This window comes from Nitrospirillum karajorum (assembly GCF_036348415.1).
Taxonomy (GTDB): Bacteria; Pseudomonadota; Alphaproteobacteria; order Azospirillales; family Azospirillaceae; genus Nitrospirillum; species Nitrospirillum amazonense_B.
In genome coordinates this window covers 159,614-178,385 of sequence record NZ_JAZBQB010000001.1, presented here as the reverse complement: position 1 = coordinate 178,385, position 18,772 = coordinate 159,614, and the positions used below count along the sequence as shown (strand labels likewise).

At 67.1% G+C, this 18,772-nt stretch carries 17 protein-coding genes; 6 read left to right on the top strand and 11 right to left on the bottom strand.

Going from position 1 to position 18,772, the window contains the following annotated elements; translation table 11 throughout:
* The first annotated feature begins 2 nt into the window (after window positions 1-2).
* The 4 genes from fabG to mltG all read left to right on the top strand — a co-directional run bounded on the left by fabG (window position 3) and on the right by mltG (window position 3,716).
* Window positions 3-740, top strand: coding sequence for a 3-oxoacyl-[acyl-carrier-protein] reductase (fabG, locus tag UCD39_RS00815; protein WP_330494258.1), 738 nt, complete (start codon window positions 3-5; stop codon window positions 738-740).
* A gap of 254 nt (window positions 741-994) precedes the next feature.
* The gene (locus UCD39_RS00810; RefSeq protein WP_004272228.1) at window positions 995-1,231 is read left to right on the top strand and encodes an acyl carrier protein; all 237 of its coding nucleotides are present in this window, start codon (window positions 995-997) and stop codon (window positions 1,229-1,231) included.
* 179 nt (window positions 1,232-1,410) lie between these two features.
* Complete coding sequence (gene fabF, locus UCD39_RS00805; protein ID WP_330494257.1) at window positions 1,411-2,682, top strand: beta-ketoacyl-ACP synthase II; 1,272 nt, start codon at window positions 1,411-1,413, stop codon at window positions 2,680-2,682.
* A 77-nt stretch (window positions 2,683-2,759) separates the two neighbouring features.
* Window positions 2,760-3,716 (top strand): endolytic transglycosylase MltG, encoded by a 957-nt coding sequence (mltG, locus tag UCD39_RS00800; RefSeq protein ID WP_330494256.1) that lies wholly within the window; start codon window positions 2,760-2,762, stop codon window positions 3,714-3,716.
* Between the two features lie 4 nt (window positions 3,717-3,720).
* Here the strand turns inward: mltG and UCD39_RS00795 are convergent, their stop codons facing one another.
* The 8 genes from UCD39_RS00795 to UCD39_RS00760 all read right to left on the bottom strand — a co-directional run bounded on the left by UCD39_RS00795 (window position 3,721) and on the right by UCD39_RS00760 (window position 13,231).
* The gene (locus UCD39_RS00795) at window positions 3,721-4,779 is read right to left on the bottom strand and encodes an HPP family protein (RefSeq protein WP_330494255.1); all 1,059 of its coding nucleotides are present in this window, start codon (window positions 4,777-4,779) and stop codon (window positions 3,721-3,723) included.
* Between the two features lie 146 nt (window positions 4,780-4,925).
* Window positions 4,926-6,929, bottom strand: a complete 2,004-nt coding sequence (locus UCD39_RS00790) for a methyl-accepting chemotaxis protein (RefSeq protein WP_330494254.1) — start codon at window positions 6,927-6,929, stop codon at window positions 4,926-4,928.
* Between the two features lie 367 nt (window positions 6,930-7,296).
* Window positions 7,297-7,641 carry a hypothetical protein gene (locus UCD39_RS00785; protein ID WP_330494253.1) on the bottom strand — a complete coding sequence of 115 codons (345 nt, stop codon included), beginning with the start codon at window positions 7,639-7,641 and terminating at the stop codon, window positions 7,297-7,299.
* Between the two features lie 54 nt (window positions 7,642-7,695).
* Entirely contained in the window at window positions 7,696-9,225 is a 1,530-nt protein-coding gene (locus UCD39_RS00780; RefSeq protein WP_330494252.1) for a SulP family inorganic anion transporter, read from the bottom strand.
* Window positions 9,226-9,254: 29 nt separating this feature from the next.
* A complete protein-coding gene (locus UCD39_RS00775; protein WP_330494251.1) occupies window positions 9,255-9,971 on the bottom strand; it encodes a carbonic anhydrase in 717 nt (238 codons plus the stop codon).
* A 132-nt stretch (window positions 9,972-10,103) separates the two neighbouring features.
* Window positions 10,104-11,492 carry an ATP-binding protein gene (locus tag UCD39_RS00770; RefSeq protein ID WP_330494250.1) on the bottom strand — a complete coding sequence of 463 codons (1,389 nt, stop codon included), beginning with the start codon at window positions 11,490-11,492 and terminating at the stop codon, window positions 10,104-10,106.
* Window positions 11,489-12,214, bottom strand: a complete 726-nt coding sequence (locus UCD39_RS00765; RefSeq protein WP_330494249.1) for a response regulator transcription factor — start codon at window positions 12,212-12,214, stop codon at window positions 11,489-11,491. The genes UCD39_RS00770 and UCD39_RS00765 overlap by 4 nt, the downstream gene beginning before the upstream one ends.
* 84 nt (window positions 12,215-12,298) lie before the next feature.
* Window positions 12,299-13,231, bottom strand: a complete 933-nt coding sequence (locus UCD39_RS00760; protein WP_330494248.1) for a hypothetical protein — start codon at window positions 13,229-13,231, stop codon at window positions 12,299-12,301.
* Between the two features lie 128 nt (window positions 13,232-13,359).
* Between UCD39_RS00760 and UCD39_RS00755 the strand changes: the two genes are divergently transcribed.
* A complete protein-coding gene (locus tag UCD39_RS00755) occupies window positions 13,360-14,457 on the top strand; it encodes an IS5 family transposase (RefSeq protein ID WP_330494247.1) in 1,098 nt (365 codons plus the stop codon).
* Window positions 14,458-14,552: 95 nt separating this feature from the next.
* Here UCD39_RS00755 and UCD39_RS00750 read toward each other — a convergent pair whose 3' ends face one another.
* From UCD39_RS00750 to UCD39_RS00740, 3 genes are all read right to left on the bottom strand, one after another.
* Entirely contained in the window at window positions 14,553-14,879 is a 327-nt protein-coding gene (locus tag UCD39_RS00750; protein WP_330494246.1) for a hypothetical protein, read from the bottom strand.
* 151 nt (window positions 14,880-15,030) lie between these two features.
* Window positions 15,031-15,477, bottom strand: a complete 447-nt coding sequence (locus UCD39_RS00745; RefSeq protein ID WP_330494245.1) for a DNA polymerase III subunit chi — start codon at window positions 15,475-15,477, stop codon at window positions 15,031-15,033.
* A 245-nt stretch (window positions 15,478-15,722) separates the two neighbouring features.
* Window positions 15,723-17,216: a leucyl aminopeptidase gene (locus UCD39_RS00740; protein ID WP_330494244.1), complete on the bottom strand. Its 1,494-nt coding sequence runs from the start codon at window positions 17,214-17,216 to the stop codon at window positions 15,723-15,725.
* Window positions 17,217-17,608: 392 nt separating this feature from the next.
* Between UCD39_RS00740 and lptF the strand changes: the two genes are divergently transcribed.
* Window positions 17,609-18,772, top strand: a complete 1,164-nt coding sequence (gene lptF, locus UCD39_RS00735; protein ID WP_330494243.1) for an LPS export ABC transporter permease LptF — start codon at window positions 17,609-17,611, stop codon at window positions 18,770-18,772.

Sequence of the window (18,772 nt, the reverse complement as noted above, 5' to 3'; positions counted from 1 at the left end):
CCATGTTCGATTTGACCGGCAAGACCGCGCTTGTCACTGGCGCCTCGGGCGGCATCGGCGCCGCCATCGCCCGCACCCTGCACCAGGCCGGCGCCACTGTCGCCTTGTCCGGCACCAAGGTCGAGGCCCTGGAGGCCCTGGCCGCCGAGTTGGGCGAGCGCGCCGTGGTCGTGCCCGCCAACCTGTCCAGCCCGGAGGCCGTTGAGGCCCTGGCCAAGGACGCGGAGGCCAAGCTGGGCCAGGTGGACATCCTGGTGAACAACGCCGGCCTGACGCGCGACGGCCTGATCCTGCGTATGAAGGATGAGGATTGGGCGTCGGTCATCGACGTAAACCTGACCGCGGCCTTCCGCCTGTCGCGCGCCCTGGTGAAGGGCATGATGAAGCGCCGCTGGGGCCGCATTATCGGCATCACCTCCATCGTCGGCGTCACCGGTAACCCGGGCCAGGTCAACTATGCCGCCAGCAAGGCCGGCATGATCGGCATGACCAAGGCGCTGGCCGCCGAGGTCGCCTCGCGCAACATCACCGCCAACTGCGTGGCGCCCGGCTTCATCGCGACCGCGATGACCGACGTGCTGCCCGATGCGCAGAAGGAAAAGCTGACCGCCGGCGTGCCGGCCGGTCGCCTGGGCACGCCGGACGAAATCGCCTCCGCCGTGCTCTACCTGGCCTCCACCGAGGCAGGCTACGTCACCGGCCAGACACTGCACGTCAACGGCGGCATGGCCATGATCTGATCGGGTCCCGTCGATCTGGGGGCTTGTCCTTTCGCGGGGCGCCCCTAAGTATCGGCGGGTCCCACTCTTGGCGAGGGCGTCCCCCTTTGTGGGGGGGCCAGTTCCTGCGGGCGCTAGGCAAGATGAGCCTACCTGTGGTATCTGACGGCACTTTTCCAAAGGATGGGCGCTCGAATTCGTCCTGACGGACGTGCCCCGCCGATCAGACAAGTCAGTAAACAACCCCAACATTGAAATTCGGGAAGGTATAGGAAATGAGCGACATCGCCGAACGGGTGAAGAAGATCGTCGTCGAGCACCTGGGTGTGGAAGAGGGCAAGGTCACCGACACCGCCAGCTTCATCGACGATCTGGGTGCCGACAGCCTCGACACCGTTGAACTCGTCATGGCCTTCGAGGAAGAGTTCGGGATCGAGATCCCGGACGACGCGGCGGAGAAGATCCTGACCGTGAAGGACGCCATCGACTTCATTTCCAGCAAGCAGGGCTAATCCCCGCTTTCCCGGAATTCAGGCGCCGCGCCGCCATCATCGCGCTGGCGCGGCGCCTGGAACCGATAAAGCGCTTGCTGATTTTCCAGGGCCTTTGGGGGCGCCGGTTCCGTGACGGATCCCATGACATGCGATTCCAGGCCCTTGCTTCATTCCAGAACTAAGTACAGGTCTGACCCATGCGTCGCGTCGTCATCACCGGTCTCGGGTTGGTAACCCCTCTCGGCACGGGCGTTGAGCACTCGTGGAAACAGCTGCTCGACGGCAAATCGGGCATCCGCGCCATCGACACCTTCGACGTGTCCGACCTGCCGGCCAAGGTCGGCGGCCTGGTTCCCCGGGGCGACGGCACGAACGGCACGTTCAACCCCGACCTGTCGGTCCCGCCCAAGGACCAGAAGAAGATGGATGATTTCATCGTCTACGGTATCGCCGCGGCGGCCGAGGCGGTGAAGGACAGCGGTTGGGAGCCGCGGACCGAAGAGGATCGTGAGCGCACCGGCGTCATGATCGGCTCCGGTATCGGCGGCCTGTCCTCCATCTATGAAACGTCGCTGCTGCTGGCCGAGAAGGGCCCGCGCCGCATTTCCCCCTTCTTCATTCCGTCGGCCCTGATCAACCTGGTCTCCGGCCACGTGTCGATCATCCACGGCTTCAAGGGGCCGAACCATTCCGCCGTCACCGCCTGCTCCACCGGCGCGCACGCCATCGGCGACGCCGCGCGCCTGATCATGTGGGATGATTGCGACGTCATGGTCGCCGGCGGCGCCGAGGCCGCCATCAACCGCCTGGGCGTGGCCGGCTTCGCCGCCGCCCGCGCGCTGTCCACCGGCTTCAACGAGACGCCGGAAAAGGCCTCGCGTCCCTATGACAAGGACCGGGACGGCTTCGTCATGGGCGAGGGCGCCGGCGTCGTCGTCCTGGAAGAGCTGGAGCACGCCAAGGCCCGTGGCGCCAAGATTTATGCCGAGGTCGTGGGCTACGGCCTGTCGGGCGACGCCCACCACATCACCGCCCCGGCGGATGATGGCAACGGCGGCTATCGCTCCATGGCCATGGCGCTGAAGCGCGCCGGCATGACCCCAGCGGACATCGATTACGTCAACGCCCACGGCACCTCCACGCCCCTGGGCGACCTGATCGAGTTGGGCGCCGTTAAGCGCCTGTTCGGTGAGGCCCTCAACACCGCCTCCATGTCCTCCACCAAGTCGGCCACCGGCCACCTGCTGGGGGCGGCCGGCGCCATCGAGGCCATCTTCTCCGTGCTCGCCATCCGCGATCAGGAAGTGCCGCCGACGCTGAACCTGGACAATCCGTCCGACGAGTGCGCTGGCGTCGACCTGGTGCCGCACAAGTCCAAGAAGCGCCGGGTGCGCGCGGCGCTGTCGAACTCCTTCGGGTTCGGCGGCACCAACGCCTCGCTGATCGTCAAGGAATACACCGGCTCGTGACCGACAAGGTTCCGGCCCCGGGACCTCAATCCCGGCCCGCGTCTTCCCTGGGCCGCCGTCTTCTGAAGGCGGCGGCCTTGGCGATTCTGGTGGCCGCCGCGTTGGCCTGGGTGGGCTATCATCGCTATGTCGATCCGGGGCCCCTGGCCCAGGAAAGCATCGTCGTCGTCTCGTCGCGCGGCGGCTTGCAGGCCATGGGGCAGACGCTGGCGGAGGCCGGCGTGGTGCGCGGCGACATCGACTTCATCGCCGCTGTGCGCATCAGCAGCGCGCTGGGCATGGGCAGCCAGGTGCTGAAGCCGGGCGAATACGCCTTTCCGGCCCATGTCTCGCTGAAGGACGTGGTCGCGCTGCTGCGCAGCGGCAAGACCGTGGTGCACCGGCTGACCATTCCCGAGGGCCTGACCTCCGCCCAGATCGTGGCGTTGATCGAGGCGGAGCCCGCCCTGTCAGGCACCATCAAGGACAAGCCGGCGGAAGGCAGCCTGTTGCCCGAAACCTACTTCTTCGGGCTGAACTACGGCCGTGCGCAGATGGTGGAGCGCATGCAGGCGGCCATGCGCAAGACGGTGGACGAGATCTGGCAGGCCCGCGCGCCGGATGTGGCGCTGAAGTCGCCGGAGGAGATGGTGACCCTGGCCTCGCTGGTGGAGAAGGAAACGGGCGTGCCGGCCGAGCGGCCCCATATCGCCGCTGTCTTCTACAACCGCCTGAAGCTGGGTATGCGCCTGCAGTCCGACCCCACGGTCATCTATATCCTGACCAACGGCGCCGGGCCCCTGGGGCGGCCCCTGACCCATGCCGATCTGGCGGTGGCGTCACCCTACAACACGTATGCCGTGGCCGGCCTGCCGCCCGGCCCCATCGCCAACCCGGGGCGGCAGGCCCTGCGCGCCGTGGCCAACCCGCTGGCGAGTGACGATCTCTACTTCGTCGCCGACGGCAGCGGCGGTCACGCCTTCGCGGCAACCCTGGCCGAACACAACCGCAACGTCGACAAATGGCGCGACCTGCGGGAGAAGGCGCAGCGGTAAGGATTTATCCCGCCAGCACGACGGCTTCGTTGCCGTAGAGCGCGGACAGCAGGTCGGCGGTGGTGACCATGCCCACCAGGCGGCCGGTTTCGTCCACCACCATGGCCTCATGCGCGCCGGCGGTCATGGCCGGCAGGATGTTGACGACCGGCGTGGTCGCCAAGGCCGCCACCGCCGGCTGCACCAGCCGGCGGATGCCTTGACGGCCGCCGACGCTGGCGGGCTGGGGCGGCACGACGCCCAGCAGGCGTCCGTTCTCGTCCGTCACCGGCACGCTGCGCATATGGTAGTCCGCCATCAGGCCGCGCACCGTCGCCACCGTATCCTCCGGCCCCACCGCCGCCGGGACGCGCGACCGGATGTCGCCGCAGCGGATGTCGCCATGGCGCCGCTGATAGGCCCGTGCCTCCACCTGGCGGAAGACGGCGTCCAAATCGTCGCGGTCGACGTCCAACTGCTCCCCATAATGCGCCAGCACCTGGTCCAGGTCCGCGATGGTGTAACCGGCGCTGTTGCGCGCTGTCGGGGTCGGCTGGGCCGGGGCGACGTGGGGATAGCGATGGCGGGTCAGGTTGTTGAAGGCCAGGCCCATGGCGATCAGGATCGCCGTGTTCACCGCCACCGGCGCCAGGATGAAGCCGAAGCCCGCCGCGTGTATGGCGGGCCCGCCCAGCACCGCTGTCAGTGCCACGGCCCCGCCCGGCGGGTGCAGGCAACGCAGGAGCGACATACCCAGCACGGCCAGGGCCACGGCAGCGGCCCCCGCCATCACCGGGTCCGGGATCAGGCGCGCGCACACCACGCCCGCCAGCCCTGACACCACGTTGCCGCCAAAGACCGCCCAGGGCTGGGCCAAGGGGGTGGCCGGGGCCGCGAACACCAGCACGCTGGAGGCGCCGATGGGCGCCACCAGATAGGGCAGGCCCTGTCCGTCACCCAACCACCAGCGGCTGATGAGCGTGGTCAGCAGGATGCCCAGCAAGGCCCCCGCGACGAAGCGGATGCGCTCCACCGGCGGCAAGGCGGGCTGAGTGGCGCGGAAGGAGCGCAGATAGGGATGCATGGGCGGACCGGGGGAAAATGAGGGGTCGCAAATAAGATGTACAAATTATTCATCTTACAAGCCGTCTGTATCACGTCCCCGGCATGCTGGGAATGTCACCGTCTCCGCCAGTCCCCTCATGCCGGGCCCCAATTCCAGACGCCTCCTCATTCCAGACGGTTCAACAGCGCGATGTCGCTGGACACCTCATCCATGTTGCGCTGTTGGCTGGCGACCATGGTGCCCAGGGATTCCAGGGTCCGCTCGATCCGCGCGGTGTTGTCGAACACCTCGTTCATCTGTCCGAAGACGCCGCGGTAGCGGTCGTGGGCGCTGGCGAACTGGTCGCGCGCCTTCTGGATGTGCTCCCCCAGGGTGGCGAGGTTGGTTTCCATGCCCGCGATGTTGGCTTGGGTCTTGCCCAGGGTGGTCTTGGTGTCGGTGGCCAGCTTCTTGACCTCCGTCGCCACCACCGCGAAGCCGCGGCCGGCCTCACCGGCGCGCGCCGCCTCGATGGTGGCGTTCAGCGCCAGCAGGTTGGTCTGGCCGGCGATGGTGTCGATGATCTTCAGCACGTCGCGTAGGCCGGTCATGGCCTGGGCCATACGGCCGAACTCCGCCGCCAGGGTGCTGGTGTCGGCATTGTCCTCCGCCGCCTTCTGGCTGGACATGACCACATCACGGATGCGGTTGATGGTCTGCCGGATCTCGTGCGTTTCCTTCAGCACCTGGTCGAAGGCTGCGCCCAGGCCGGCGCTGGCGTTGAAGTGGTCGATCAGCCGATGGATGATCCCCGACCGCAGGCTGTTCATCAGTTCGGCCCGCTTCAGCGTCGTGTAGGTGAAGTAGTTGACGAAGCTGGCATAGTGGATGGGGAAATTGTCCACGATGGCGTCGTGGAAGGGCTTTCCCGGCGCCTGCTCGAAGAAGACCAGGGCGCTCAGGGTCTGGTTGATGTTGACGCCCAGCAGTTCGCCGAAGGTGGAGAAGCCCGCCGTGGGCGCGGTCCATAGCCCATTCAGCCCGCCCAGCTGCTTATCGTTGTTCAAGCGGCGCAGGATGCAGTCGTTCAGAAGGACGGCGATGGGGGCCGGCTTGTCGCGCAGGAAGGCGGCCACATCCCGCCGCGTCTGGTCGACGAAGTCGGTGGCGCGCAGCAGCAGCAGCTCATCGCCCGTGTTGACGTCGCAGAAGAAGCTGACGACGCCGCTGTCGGCATCGACGGCGGCGACGGAGCGCACGAACAGTTCATCCCCAATCTCGATGCCGAAGGTCTGGCGCCCCAGGGTGTCGAGCACGCGGGCCGGGGTGGTCTTCAGGGTGCGTGCCAGCACATCGGCGAAACGGTCCACCCGGCCGGTGGCGGGGTCAATCACCGCGCTCACGGTGCGGCGGTCGGGGTCCGCCTCCGCGACGACGAAACGGGTAGGGGTGCGCTCGAAGTTCTGGCTTTTCAGCACGCCATAATGCTTGCCGGGGGCCAGCTTCAGGAAAGCGATCACGGCGCGGTTTTCCAGCACCTGCCCGTCGGCGTAGAGGTAGGTGTTCTTGAAGTCCAGTTTGCCGCCGGCCGACCCACCGACGAACACGCAGGGGAAGCGGCGGCTGGCGTACACCGCCTCCATGAAATAGTTCTCGCTGTTGGACAGGCCGTCGATGAAGGTCAGGGCCAGTGTGTCCCGATAATCCACCGCGAAGGCGGGCTTGACCCCGGCCAGCCCCTCGCCGATGCGGGCCACCCGTTCTTCCCGCGTGCGCGACGGCTTCCCTTGCCGGATATCCTCATTGCACAGCGGTGCGGTGTGGATGCTGACGCCGGCGAACAGGTCGGGGGAGAAGACCTGGACGACGCTGGTGGACCACCGGTCGCCGGCGGCACAGTAAAGGGGCCCTGTCTGGCCGGTGCCGCCGCACAGCTCCCCCGCCGTGGTCATGGCCAGCAGCGGGGTGCTTCCTGCCAGCCGGCGCAGCGCGTCCACCTGGCGTTGGAAATCGAGGTGCGGCGAGATGAACGCCAAGGCCAGCGCGGCCGGTCGATCCCCGAAGCGGAAGGTTCCCGCGTCCAGGCCGTCCAGGCGTTCGTTGGTATTGATCACCCGGACCAGGGCCGCGCCGGCGGCCGCGCTACCGGGCTGCGCGGGGGGGAGGGCGGCGGCGGTTGGCAGGGACATTGTGGCTTCCTCCAGATTCTGTTCAGCAAAGGCGGCCCCGTCTGCGCGAGGCTTCGTCGAAAGGGGCGGCGGCTTGGGGTGCCAGCGCTCCCAGCAGGCCACAAACATGTAAACGAAGCGTTAAATATCAATGCGTCGCCCTGCTGAAGAGGCGCTCACAACTTAATGATTTCGCTGACAAATTACTTTCCGGCGCCGCTTCCGGGACGGGGTCGCTCTCAGGAGAAAAAAAGCCCACCCCTCCGATCAGGAGGGGTGGGCATGGGCGGACGCTAGGGTAGGGGCCGGGTGGATGGGAGCCGCACCCGGGCAGTCAGGAACGCCGCCCAAAGGAAGGATCGAGATGAAGGGATAACGTTGATGCCGCTCAGTTCAGCGGGGTCTGGGCATGGCCCACCGCGGCCGCTAGATGGGCGACGCACTGGTGATGGTCGGTGCCGCCCGGGGTATGCCCCATCTCGGCGCAGGCCCGCGCCTCGGGCTGCGGCTGCCGGGCGGCGGTCGCCTGGGTTTTCAGGCTTTCGACGCAGGCGGCGTAGTCCACGTTGGCCGGGGCCAGGCCCAGCGTGTCGCGGCAGACGCGCCGGGCCGCGTCGGTCTGGGCCGCCGTGATGGTGATGGTCGGCGTCTCGGTGGTGCCTGCGGCGTGGGCTATGCCCAGGGGGGCCACCAGGGCGGCCAGAACGGGGATCAGGGCCAGGGTCTTGGTCATCTTCATGGTTTCCTCGTGATGGGTAGGATCTGATGCGTAAGGTCTTGAGGGGGGTCAGCCGTGGCTGACCTGAAGCTTGGCGGCGAAGGCCTGGTGGCGGGCGACGTCACCATCGTCGATGATCACCCGCTCGCCCTGGGCGCGCCGACGGTCCATCCAGCCGCTGATCAGTTCGGCGCAGGTATGGTCCATGAACCACAGGGACCGCAGACGCAGGGTGACGCGGCGGGCGGGCGGCAGGCTTTCCAGCGCCTGGGCCAGGCGGGGCAGTTGCACCAGGCTGGCGGAACCGGACAGCACCACCTCCCACGCGCCTTCCTCCCGTTCACGGGTGACCACCAGCAGCCGCAGGCGGCGCACCTGGGGCAGCACCTCGATGAGGCTGAGGCCCAGGCCCACCAGCACGCCGGTCAGCAGGTCGGTGGCGACCACGGTGACCAGGGTGACGGCCCAGATGGTGGCGGGCAGGACGCCGTAGCGTTCGAACAGGTGGCGGGCATGGGCGACGCTGACCAGGCGATAGCCGGTGACCACCAGCACGCCGGCCAGGGCCGACATGGGGATGGCGCGCAGCAGCCAGGGCAGCAGGGCCACAGCTCCCAGGATCCACACGCCATGCAGGATGGTGGAGGCGCGGCTGGTGGCACCCGCCTGCACGTTGGCGGAACTGCGGACGATGACGCCGGTCATGGGCAGGGCGCCGGCGAAGCCGCAGAGCAGGTTGCCCACCCCTTGGGCGGTCAGTTCGCGGTTGTAGTTGGTGCGCACGCCATCGTGCATGCGGTCCACCGCCGCCGCCGACAGCAGGGTTTCGGCGCTGGCGATGAAGGCGATGGCCACCGCCATGATGATCAGCTTGGGCTCGAACAGGCCGAAGCCGTTGGCGAAGTCAGGCGGTTGGATGGCCGCCCACAGGCTTTCCGGCACCGCCACCTTGGCGACGGGCAGGTTCAGCAGCGTGGCGGCCAGGGTGGCGGCCACCACGCCCACCAGGGCGCCCGGCACCAGGCGCAGGCGCTGCGGCCGCACCCATTCCCACACCAGCATGCTGGCGATGGTCAGCAATCCTAGGCCCAGCGCCGCCTCCGCCGCCTCACCGCTGAACGGGAACAGGCCGAGATAGGCGGCGGGGGCGGCCAGGATGTTGGCCAGGCCCCCCGCCTGTGGCTTGGCGTCCAGCATGACGTGCAACTGGCCCGCCACGATCAGCACGCCGATGCCGGCCAGCATGCCGTGGACCACGGCGGGAGAAATGGCGCGGAACCATTGCCCCAGCTTCAGCATGCCGGCCGCCATCTGGATCAGGCCGGCCATGATCAGCACCGGCCCCAGGGCGCCGATGCCGGCGTCGCGGATCAGCTCGAAGACGATGACCGCCAGGCCCGCCGCCGGCCCGCTGACCTGCAAGGGGGAGCCGGCGAATAGGCCGACGATGATGCCGCCGATGATGCCGGTGATCAGCCCCTTTTCAGGCGGCGCGCCGGAGGCGATGGCGATGCCCATGCACAGCGGCATGGCCACCAGGAAGACCACGATGGACGCGGGGAGGTCCCGCGCCAACGTGGCGGGAAAAAAACGCTGCATGTTTCTGTTCCCTTTTTCGGACCGCCCCGTCACTCGGCGGCCGTGACATGGGCCGCGTGATGGGCGCAGCAGGGATCGGCGACCGCGCGGCGCATGCCGCGCACCGCCACTTGCAGCGTCTGGTTCTTGTCCCTCACGGGCAGGAACGTCCCCGTATCGCCGTCCAGCGCCAGGATATGTCCATTCTCCAGGTCGAAGAACCAGCCGTGCAGGTTCAATTGGCCGGAGGCCAGTTTGGCGGCGACGGAGGGGTGGCTGCGCAGGTGGTTCAACTGGGCCACCACGTTTTCCATGGCCAGCACGCGGGCGGCCTCCGCCTCGGGCAGCAGGCTGTACGCCTCGCGCAGCACATGGCGGGCGCTTTCGGCGTGGCGCAGCCAGGCGGCCACGTTGGGCATGTCCTTCAGCGCCTCCGGCTTCAGCAGGGCCTTCATGGCGCCGCAGTCGGAATGGCCGCAGACGACGATGTCGTTCACCCCCAGCCCCACCACCGCGTATTCGATGGCGGAGGAGACGCCACCGTTCACCTGGCTGAAGGGTGGCACGATGTTGCCGGCGTTGCGGCAGACGAACATCTCGCCCGGGCCGCTTTGGGTGATGATCTCCGGCACCACGCGGCTGTCGGCGCAGGAGATCACCAGCGCCTTGGGCTGCTGCCCGTGGTGGGCCAGCTTGCGGTACAGCGACCGCTGTTCGGGGAACACAACGGATCGGAAATGCGACACGCCGTCGATGATGCTGTCCATGATGGGAAGACCCTCGCGTTTCAGTCGGTGATCCCCGGCCGGACGGTGGCGCGGCGCCTGGCGCCTGGAACCACCGTCCCCGTTGGGGGCCCCCTAGACCTAACGCCCGAGTTTTTCCCGGATACGTTTCGATTATGACAAAGTGTGTCCGGCGATCTTTTGGGGCGGCCTCTGAGGCATCTCATCCTGTTTCGGTATCGTAATGATAACCGCCAGGCCGCCTTCCGGACGATTTTTGAGGGCGATGCTGCCGCCCTCCCGCGTTACCGCTTGGCGCGCGATGGTCAGGCCCAGGCCCGTGCCCCCGGTTCCCCGGTTGCGGGATTCCTCCAAACGGTGGAAGGGCTCGAACACCGCCTCGAATTGAGCCTCGGGGATGCCGGGGCCGTCGTCGCTGATCGACACGACCGCGGCCTTGGCGGTATCGCGCACCACCACCCGGGCGCCGCCGCCATAGGCGATGGCGTTGTTGATGATGTTGGAAAAGGCGCGCCGCATGCCCAGCGGCCGCAGGGTCAGGGCCAGCCGATCCGGCCCGTCATACCGGGCGGCGTGGCCGGCATCGACGGCGTTGTCCACCAGGGTCGACAGCAGGGCCGGCAGGTCGGTGCGGCGCGGCCGCTCGGGGTCCTCCTCTCCGCCCAGATAATCCAGCAGGTCGTTGACCATGCCTTCCATCTCATCCAGGTCGCTGTCGAAGGCGGCGCGCTCGTCCGCGCTGGGCAGGAAGCCCGCCCGCAGGCGCAGGCGCCCAATGGGGGTGCGCAAATCGTGGGAGACGGCGGCCAGCGCCTCCGTCCGGCTTGTGATCAGGCGGTCGATGCGCCGCTGCATGGCGTTGAAGGCCAGGGCAACGCGCCGAATTTCCTGAGGGCCGCGGGCGGGGATGAAAACGGGGGGCCCGTTGCCCACCGCATCCGCCGCCTTCACCAACATCTTCAGGGGGGCCGCCAGCGTCTGCACCAGGAACAGCGCCATCAGCAGCACGCCGATGGACAGCAGGGCGATGGACCCCAGCTGGGCATACAGGACGGGAACGTAGGCCGGCAGGTCGGTGGCACCGAAGCGTAGGATGCTGCCATCCGTCAGCCGCAGATCGCCGTCGAAGGTCTTGGACGGCGTTTCGGCGCCGGTGCGCAGCCGCAGATCCAACCCCGCCAGCGTCGGCCGATGCTCGATCATCTCATGGCGCAGCAGCCAACTGGCGGGATTGTCACCCTGGTTGGCGCGCTCCGCCGGGTTTGGAACCCAGGTGAAGGCCAGGAAGGGGGAGGACAGGGAGTCCGCGACCGCCGCACGGCGCTCGGGCTCGATGGCCGAGAGGACGTGACCCGCCGTTTCCACCTGCTCCGCGATGTGCCAGGTCTGGGTTTCGTCGCCATAGTCCTGTTCGGCCTGGACCAGGACGATGGCGTTACCGATGACGGCCAGCAGCACGGCGCCGAACAGCACGACGCCCAGGCGGCCGATCAGGCTGCGCGGCCACAGATGGGCCCACCGATGAACAAGCGGCGGGGTCATAGGACGGTCACGTCGGCGGTGAAGATGTAGCCCACCCCCCGCACCGTGCGGATCAGGCGGTTCTCATCCCCCAGCTTGCGCCGCAGGCGGCTGACCAGCACGTCGACGCTGCGGTCGTTCACATCGCCCAGGCGGGCGCGGGACAGTTCCAGCAGGCGCTCGCGGCCGATGACGCGCTGCCGGTTTTCCAGGAAGCTGACCAGCAGATCATGTTCCGCCCCCGACAGGTCGACCGCGACGCCGTCGGGGTCCGTCAGCTCCCGCCGCCGCCGGTCCAGGCGCCAACCGGCGAAGACCATGACGTCCTGGGGTGCGGCGCCGACGGAGCCAGCGCCGTTGCCGTTGTTGGCGGCGCGGCGCAGCAGGGCGCGGATGCGGGCCAGCAACTCCTTGGCGCGGAAGGGCTTGGGCACGTAGTCGTCGGCGCCCATCTCCAGCCCCAGCACCATGTCGATCTCCTCGCCATGGGCGCTGACCATGATGATGGGCACCTGGCTGGTGCGCCGCAATTCGCGGCAGATGTCCAGCCCGCTTTGACCCGGCAGCATGACGTCCAGCAACACCAGGTCGTAGCTGCCCTGGCCCAGGGCGTCGGCCATGTCGCGGCCGTCCCGCACGCCGGTGGCCTCGAACCCGTTTTCCTTGAGCACCCGCAGGATCAGGGTGCGCATCGCCGGGTCGTCCTCGACCAGCAGGATGCGCGCGATGGATAGGCTGTTCATCGAGCTTAAATAAGGGCCGGGCGCCATCTTTCCAGGGGCGGCGTGACCGTCCATGCTGCATATGCACAAGATGTAGGGACGCTCTCAGCCATCGCACCAGTCGAAGCGCTTAGGCGACAGGCGCTGGGCCAAATAGCCGTCGTTTTCCTTGAGGTTCCACAAATCTGTCTGCTCGTCCGTGTCCCAGGTCCAGTAGGCCCAGCCGGCGAAGCGCAGGGTGCAGGACTGGTGCAGAATGCTGCGCAGGGTGCTGTCCACCTGGGCAACCTCCTTGATTTCACTCTTGAAGGCGCCGGTTTCGGCCAGCAGCACCGGCTTGGTGTCCCGGGCAGGGGTAAATTCCAGGGAGGTCAACTGGTCATCCAGCGTGGCGTCGGTGGTGTGAGGATAGAGGTGGACTTCCAGGAAGTCGGCCCGTGAGTCCTGGATGGCGGATAGACGGAAGGGCTGGCGCGGGTCCCCCCATTTCGCATCGTGTTGGAAGACACCGACATAGCCAGGGCGGAAGACATCCAAGGGAGAAAAGACGCTGGCAGTGAAAAGCACGCCCGGTGCCACCCGTTTGGCTTCTGCGATCACGCCGTCGATCCAACGGATGGTGGCCGCGTCCGCCAGGCGTTGACGGCTGGCGGGGTCGGTCAAGTCGACGACGTTGCCGTCCTCAGCCGTGTAGAGGCCCACCTCGCGGGAGAAGGGCAGATCCTTGGACTCGAAACCCAGCTCGTTCCACAGGTCGACGCAGAAGATTGCGGACATGAGTTCCGGGTCGGCCGCCTTGATGGCCGCCAGCATGTCAGCGATGTAGCGACCATAGGCGTGGATCAGTCCCTGGCTCAGCAGCAGTTCGTTGATGCCACTCGTGTTCTGCCGGTCGGGCTCCGGGAAGCCGTCGCGTGACACCAGCATATAGTAGTTGGCGGGCAGCCATTGCCCGGTCGGCTCGACATACAAACCGTCGGCTGCCGCGGCGCGGATGAAGTCGATGACGTTGGCCATGTAGGCGGGGTTCAGCCCCACCGTGCCGGTCGGTCCGGCGATGCCTTCCGCGTCCAGGCGGATGCGAACGAAGTTAACAGGATGCGGAAAAACCCTTCCGTCTGAGTTCCTGTCGTGATTCGCTTCCTCATGACGCTGAGGAGGATGGGATGCGTGGCGGAGACATTCGGACGGAAGGCTTGTTTTCGTACGTGAGTTGCGAAGCGCGTGTTCCGTCAAGCCATCCGCTTCGGGCGATCCGGGCGATCTGTGACGAGGCGCTGGAGGTTTTGTCGCCGGACTTTGAGGCGATGTACGCGAAGGTGGGTCGTCCTTCGATCCCGCCGGAGAAACTGCTGCGGGCGCTGCTGCTCCAGGCCTTCTATTCGGTCCGGTCGGAGCGACAACTGATGGAGCAGATGGACTACAATCTGCTGTTCCGCTGGTTTGTCGGGTTGGCGATGGACGCCCCGGTGTGGGACGTGACGGTGTTCACCAAGAACCGTGAGCGGCTTCTTGGAGGCGACGTCGCGGCGAAGTTCCTGGGGGCGGTGGTGGCCCAGGCGCGAGGCCGGAACTTGCTGTCGGACGACCACTTCTCGGTGGATGGCACGCTGATCGAGGCCTGGGCGTCGATCAAGAGCTTCCGGCCCAAGGATGGCGGTGGCGACCCGCCGGGCCCCGGTCGCAACGGGGAGCGCGACTTCCACGGGGAGAAGCGCTCCAACCAGACCCACGCGTCCACCACCGACCCTGAAGCCAAACTGTACCGCAAGAGCAATGGCCAGCCATCGCGCCTAGCCTACATGGGGCATGTGCTGATGGAGAACCGCAACGGCCTGGTGGTTGGTGCGACGCTGACCCAAGCGACCGGCACCGCCGAACGCGAGGCGGCGTTGGCATTGGTCGACGGGCTGAAGCCGACGCGGCGGATCACCTTGGGCGCCGACAAGGCCTTTGATGCGCGTGAGTTCGTCCGGGAACTCCGTGCCCGCAAGGTGACGCCGCATATCGCCCGGAATGATCACCTGACCAAGACCGGGGCGCGGCGCACGTCCGCCATTGATGGACGCACCACCCGCCACCCCGGCTATGGCGTGTCCTTGCGTATCCGCAAGCGTATTGAGGAGGTCTTCGGCTGGATCAAGACCACCGGCACCTTGCGCAAGACGCGCCACAAGGGAACCGATCGCGTCGGCTGGGCCTTCATGTTGACCGCCGCCGCCTACAACCTCGTCAGACTGCCCAAGCTGATGGTGGCGGCCTGACCATGCCCGGATTCCGCCTGCAAACGGCGGAAGCCGGGGAAGATGGCCGCAAAAGCGGCCCGTAGCCCCTCGATCAAGCCTTCAATCGGCTTGGCTCATGGGGAAAGGGGCCTTAACGCTCCATTCTTCCGCACCCTGTTAAAACCGTTGCGCGCGATCTCCTTCAAGCTGTCATGAATGACGGCGCGGTGGGCCGGATAATAGTCTGGGTTGAAGCTGATGTTCTTTTGCGTGGCGGGGGTTCCGGGCGAGACCACCACCCAATTGACACCTTGCGGGATGAAGGGGCGGCCATCCGCCGTGATGAAATGGTTAGTGCCGGTCGCCATCGTGACGGCGGGCAGGGCCGCTTCCGCTGCAGGGCTTAGCGCCAACATTGCCGCGCCCATTATTCCCGTGAGCGTTTGACGCAGGATTTCCATGTCCGTTCCCCGCTTGCCATTGGGGCGGATGGTACGCACGGCGACCAGTGGCACAAATGGCCTCCGCTTCCGTGTAACAAAAAATCACCGACGCGAAATCTGCGGCACCGGCCCGTGGCAACGATGTTGCGGTCGCGTGACTACATGGATATCAGGCCTTCTTTTCCCAGCCCTTGTCGGTCTGCTGCCAGTAGGTCAGGTCCAGCCCGGCCTCCTTGGCGGCCTTCCAGCGCTGACGCGCGGCGGCCACCGCGTCAGGGTCGATGCCATCGAAGATGTCGCAGACGCGGACGTAGTCGGCCATGCGGGCGCTGGTGGCGCCGTCGGTCAGGAACAGCACCTGGGCGTCGTTGGGCCGCTCATCCACCGCCGTCAGCCAGATGGGCTGGTCGGCGGCGTGGCCATCCTTGGCCGTGCCGTGGGGCAGGAAGCTGTCCGGCCGCCAGGTCCACAAATGCTGTGCCAGTTGTTCCGACCGCTCCTCCACCGTCGACAGCACCACCGCCCGCCAGCCGCGCGCCAGCGACCGCTCCAGCAGGTCGGGCAGGGTCTGCTCCAGGCTGCTGCGCTGCAGGTGGTAGAAGTTGACCTCGGTCATGGGAACGATCCGCGCGGCAAGAAAAAAGGGGGCGGCCCTTGGCTGAGCCGCCCCCGATCTTACCCTGACTGCAAAGGCTTTTGTCAGCCCTGGTTTCTTGCGCGGGCCTTCGATCAAGACCGATCGAAGGCCCCCTCAATCGCCGGGCGTCCGCATCCGCGGACTTGGCTTCCTCGCCTTTCAGTCCACTGCGTTACCCGAAAGGCTCCGGCGGCCCCAGTCGGGGCCTATGCGGCATGAGTCGCTCAGCCTTCGTAGTGGTCCGCGACCAGCCGGTCCAGCAGGCGGACGCCATAGCCGGTGGCACCCTTCGGCACCGTGCCGCCGTCCTTCTTGCTCCAGGCCGTGCCAGCAATGTCCAGGTGGGCCCACGGCACGTCGTTGACGAAGCGCTGCAGGAAGACGGCCCCGATGATGCTGCCGGCCTTGCCCGGGCTGCCGATGTTCTTCATGTCGGCGACGTCGCAGTCGATGTCCTTGTCATAGGCGGCCCCCAGCGGCAGGCGCCACAGGGTCTCGCCCGTCTTCAGGCCGGCGTCGGTCAGGCGCTGCGACAGTTCGTCGTTGTTGGAGAACAGGCCGGCATGCTCGTTGCCCAGCGAGACGATGATGGCGCCGGTCAGGGTGGCCAGGTCGACCATGAAGCGCGGCTTGAACGTCGCCTGGGTGTACCACAGGGCGTCGGCCAGGATCAGCCGGCCCTCGGCGTCGGTGTTCAACACTTCGATCGTCTGGCCGGACATGCTGGTGACCACGTCGCCGGGGCGCTGGGCGTTGCCGTCGGGCATGTTCTCCACCAGGGCCACCACGCCAACGACGTTGGCTTTGGCCTTGCGGCCGGCCAGGGCGGCCATCAGGCCGATGACGGCGCCGGAGCCCGCCATGTCCCACTTCATGTCTTCCATGCCGGCGGCCGGCTTGATCGAAATGCCGCCGGTGTCGAAGGTGACGCCCTTGCCCACGAAGGCCAGCGGGGCGGCACCCTTCTCGCCGCCGTCCCAGCGCATGATCACCAGCCGCGGCGGCCGGGCCGAGCCCTGGCCCACGCCCAGCAGCGCGCCCATGCCCAGCTTCTTCATCTGCTTCTCATCCAGCACCTCGACCTTGACGCCCAGCTCGGTCAGGGCCTGGCAGCGCTCGGCCAAGGTTTCCGGATAGATGACGTTCGGCGGCTCGGACACGACGTCGCGGGTCAGGAAGACACCGTCGGCGACCTTCTCCAGCTTGCCGTAGGCCTTCTTGGCGGCGGCATGTTCGGCGGTGGCCAGCGTCAGCTTCTTCAGTGTCGGCTTCTGGTCCTTCGGTTCCTTGGTCTTGTACTTGTCGAAGCGGTAGGAGCGCAGGCGGGCCCCGTAGCCGACGTTGGCGGCGAAGGTGGCCGGCGACAGCACCAGGCCGTCATGGCCGTCCAGCACCAGCGTGGCGTCGGAGTCGCCGGCACGGGCCAGGCTGGCCGCGACCGTGCCGCCCAGCGACTGGGCCGTCAGGTCCGTCACCTTCTCCGCGGCGCCGATGCCCACCAGCAGGATGCGCGAATAGTCGGTGCCGGCGGGCGCCAGCAGGGTCAGCGTCTCGTCCGCCTTGCCGGTATAGCGGCCCGCCTCCATGGCGCGGGCCAGCGCGCCGCCGGCCTTCTGGTCCAGCTCGGCGCCCAGGCTGCCCAGCCCGCGGCCCTGCGATACCGTGATGGCCAGCACGCCGGATTGCGGCAGGGCGTTCTGGGCGTAAGCGATCTTCATCTTGCCTCTCTTGGTGGTCCCTTGGGACGGCGGCGCCCACGCGGCGCCTTTACCCCGTCCGGATGGCTTCGCCTTAATGGCGGTCCTGAAGTCCTATACAGGATTTCTCAATGTTGTTCGTCAACGCTCGAAATCCAGTCCTTTCGTCCCTGGCGGTTGTTTCCGGAGACGGGAGTCGATAAGAACAGCGTACCAAGCCCTGTGGGCGGGGTCCCACGACGGCTGCCCTCTTTCGAGGGCTGGGGCAAAGCGCCCTGGTTTCGCCAAATTGTGGGGCCCTATAGTGGCCGGGCCAAGGGCGCGCCTCAGGGTGCGTTCGCGGTGCCGGATGGCGGAATGGGGGACGCCCTTTTGGCTGGCGCCGGTTCCGCCTTTTCTTGTTGTGGAGCACGATGAATCTGATCGGCCGGTATTTGTCGCGCAACCTCGTCGTGGCGATGATTTTCATCACGGCCGGGTTGTCCTCGACCATCTGGATGACGCAATCGCTGCGCCTGATCCAGCTGGTGGTCGAGGGCGGGGCGCCGATCACCATGTTCCTGCGCCTCGCGTTCTCCACCCTGCCGACCTTCCTGGCGCTGGTGATGCCCTGGGGCGTGCTGATCGCCACGCTGTTCACCTACAACCGCCTGACGCTGGACAGCGAGCTGGTGGTCATGCGCGCGGCCGGCATGGGGCCGCTGACCCTGGCCCGGCCCGCCCTGCAGCTGTCGGCCATCGTCCTGTTCCTTTGCCTGGTGCTGAACCTGTTCCTGGCGCCCGCGGCTCAGCGCGAGTTCGTGCGCCTGCGCGAGGAGATCCGCACCGACTATTCCTCCGTCCTGCTGCGTGAAGGCACCTTCAACGACGTGGGCGAGGGCAAGACCGTCTACGTCCGCCAGCGTGGGGCGGAGGGGATGCTGAGCGGCCTGATCATCTATGACAGCAGCAAGCCGCAGCGCCCGGTGATGACCATTGCCGACCACGGCATCCTGGTGACGGCGGAGGCCGGGCCGCGCGTCATCGTCTATGACGGTGTGCGCCAGGAATATGACCGCGACACCGGCCACGCCTCCAACCTGGAATTCAAGCGCTACACCGTCGACCTCAAGGTGCTGAACGCTGGGGAGGCCCCGCGCTGGCCCGACCCGCGTGAGCGGACCCTGAGCGACCTGTTGTTCGATACCGGCAACCCCACGGATACCCAGTTGCGCCCCCGCCTGAACCAGGAACTGCACCAGCGCTTCGCCACGCCGCTGCTGGCGCCGGCCTTCGCCATGATCGCGCTGACGGCCCTGATGTCGGGTGAGTTCTCGCGCCGCGGCCAGGCCCGCCGCATTTCACTGGCTGTGGTGTGCGGCATGTTGCTGCAGGCCATGATGCTAGGCATCTCCAACCTCGCGGTCAAAACCCAGCTTTTCAACGCCGTGCTGTATGTCGTCGGCATCGCCCCGGTGCTTGTCGGTTATTGGTATCTGCAGAACTGGCGCCGGGTGAGCGGCGGAGGCCCCCGCAAGGCGCCCCCGCCGCTCGGTGGCCCGCCCCTGGATGGATCATTGGGCGGAAAGGTGGCCTGA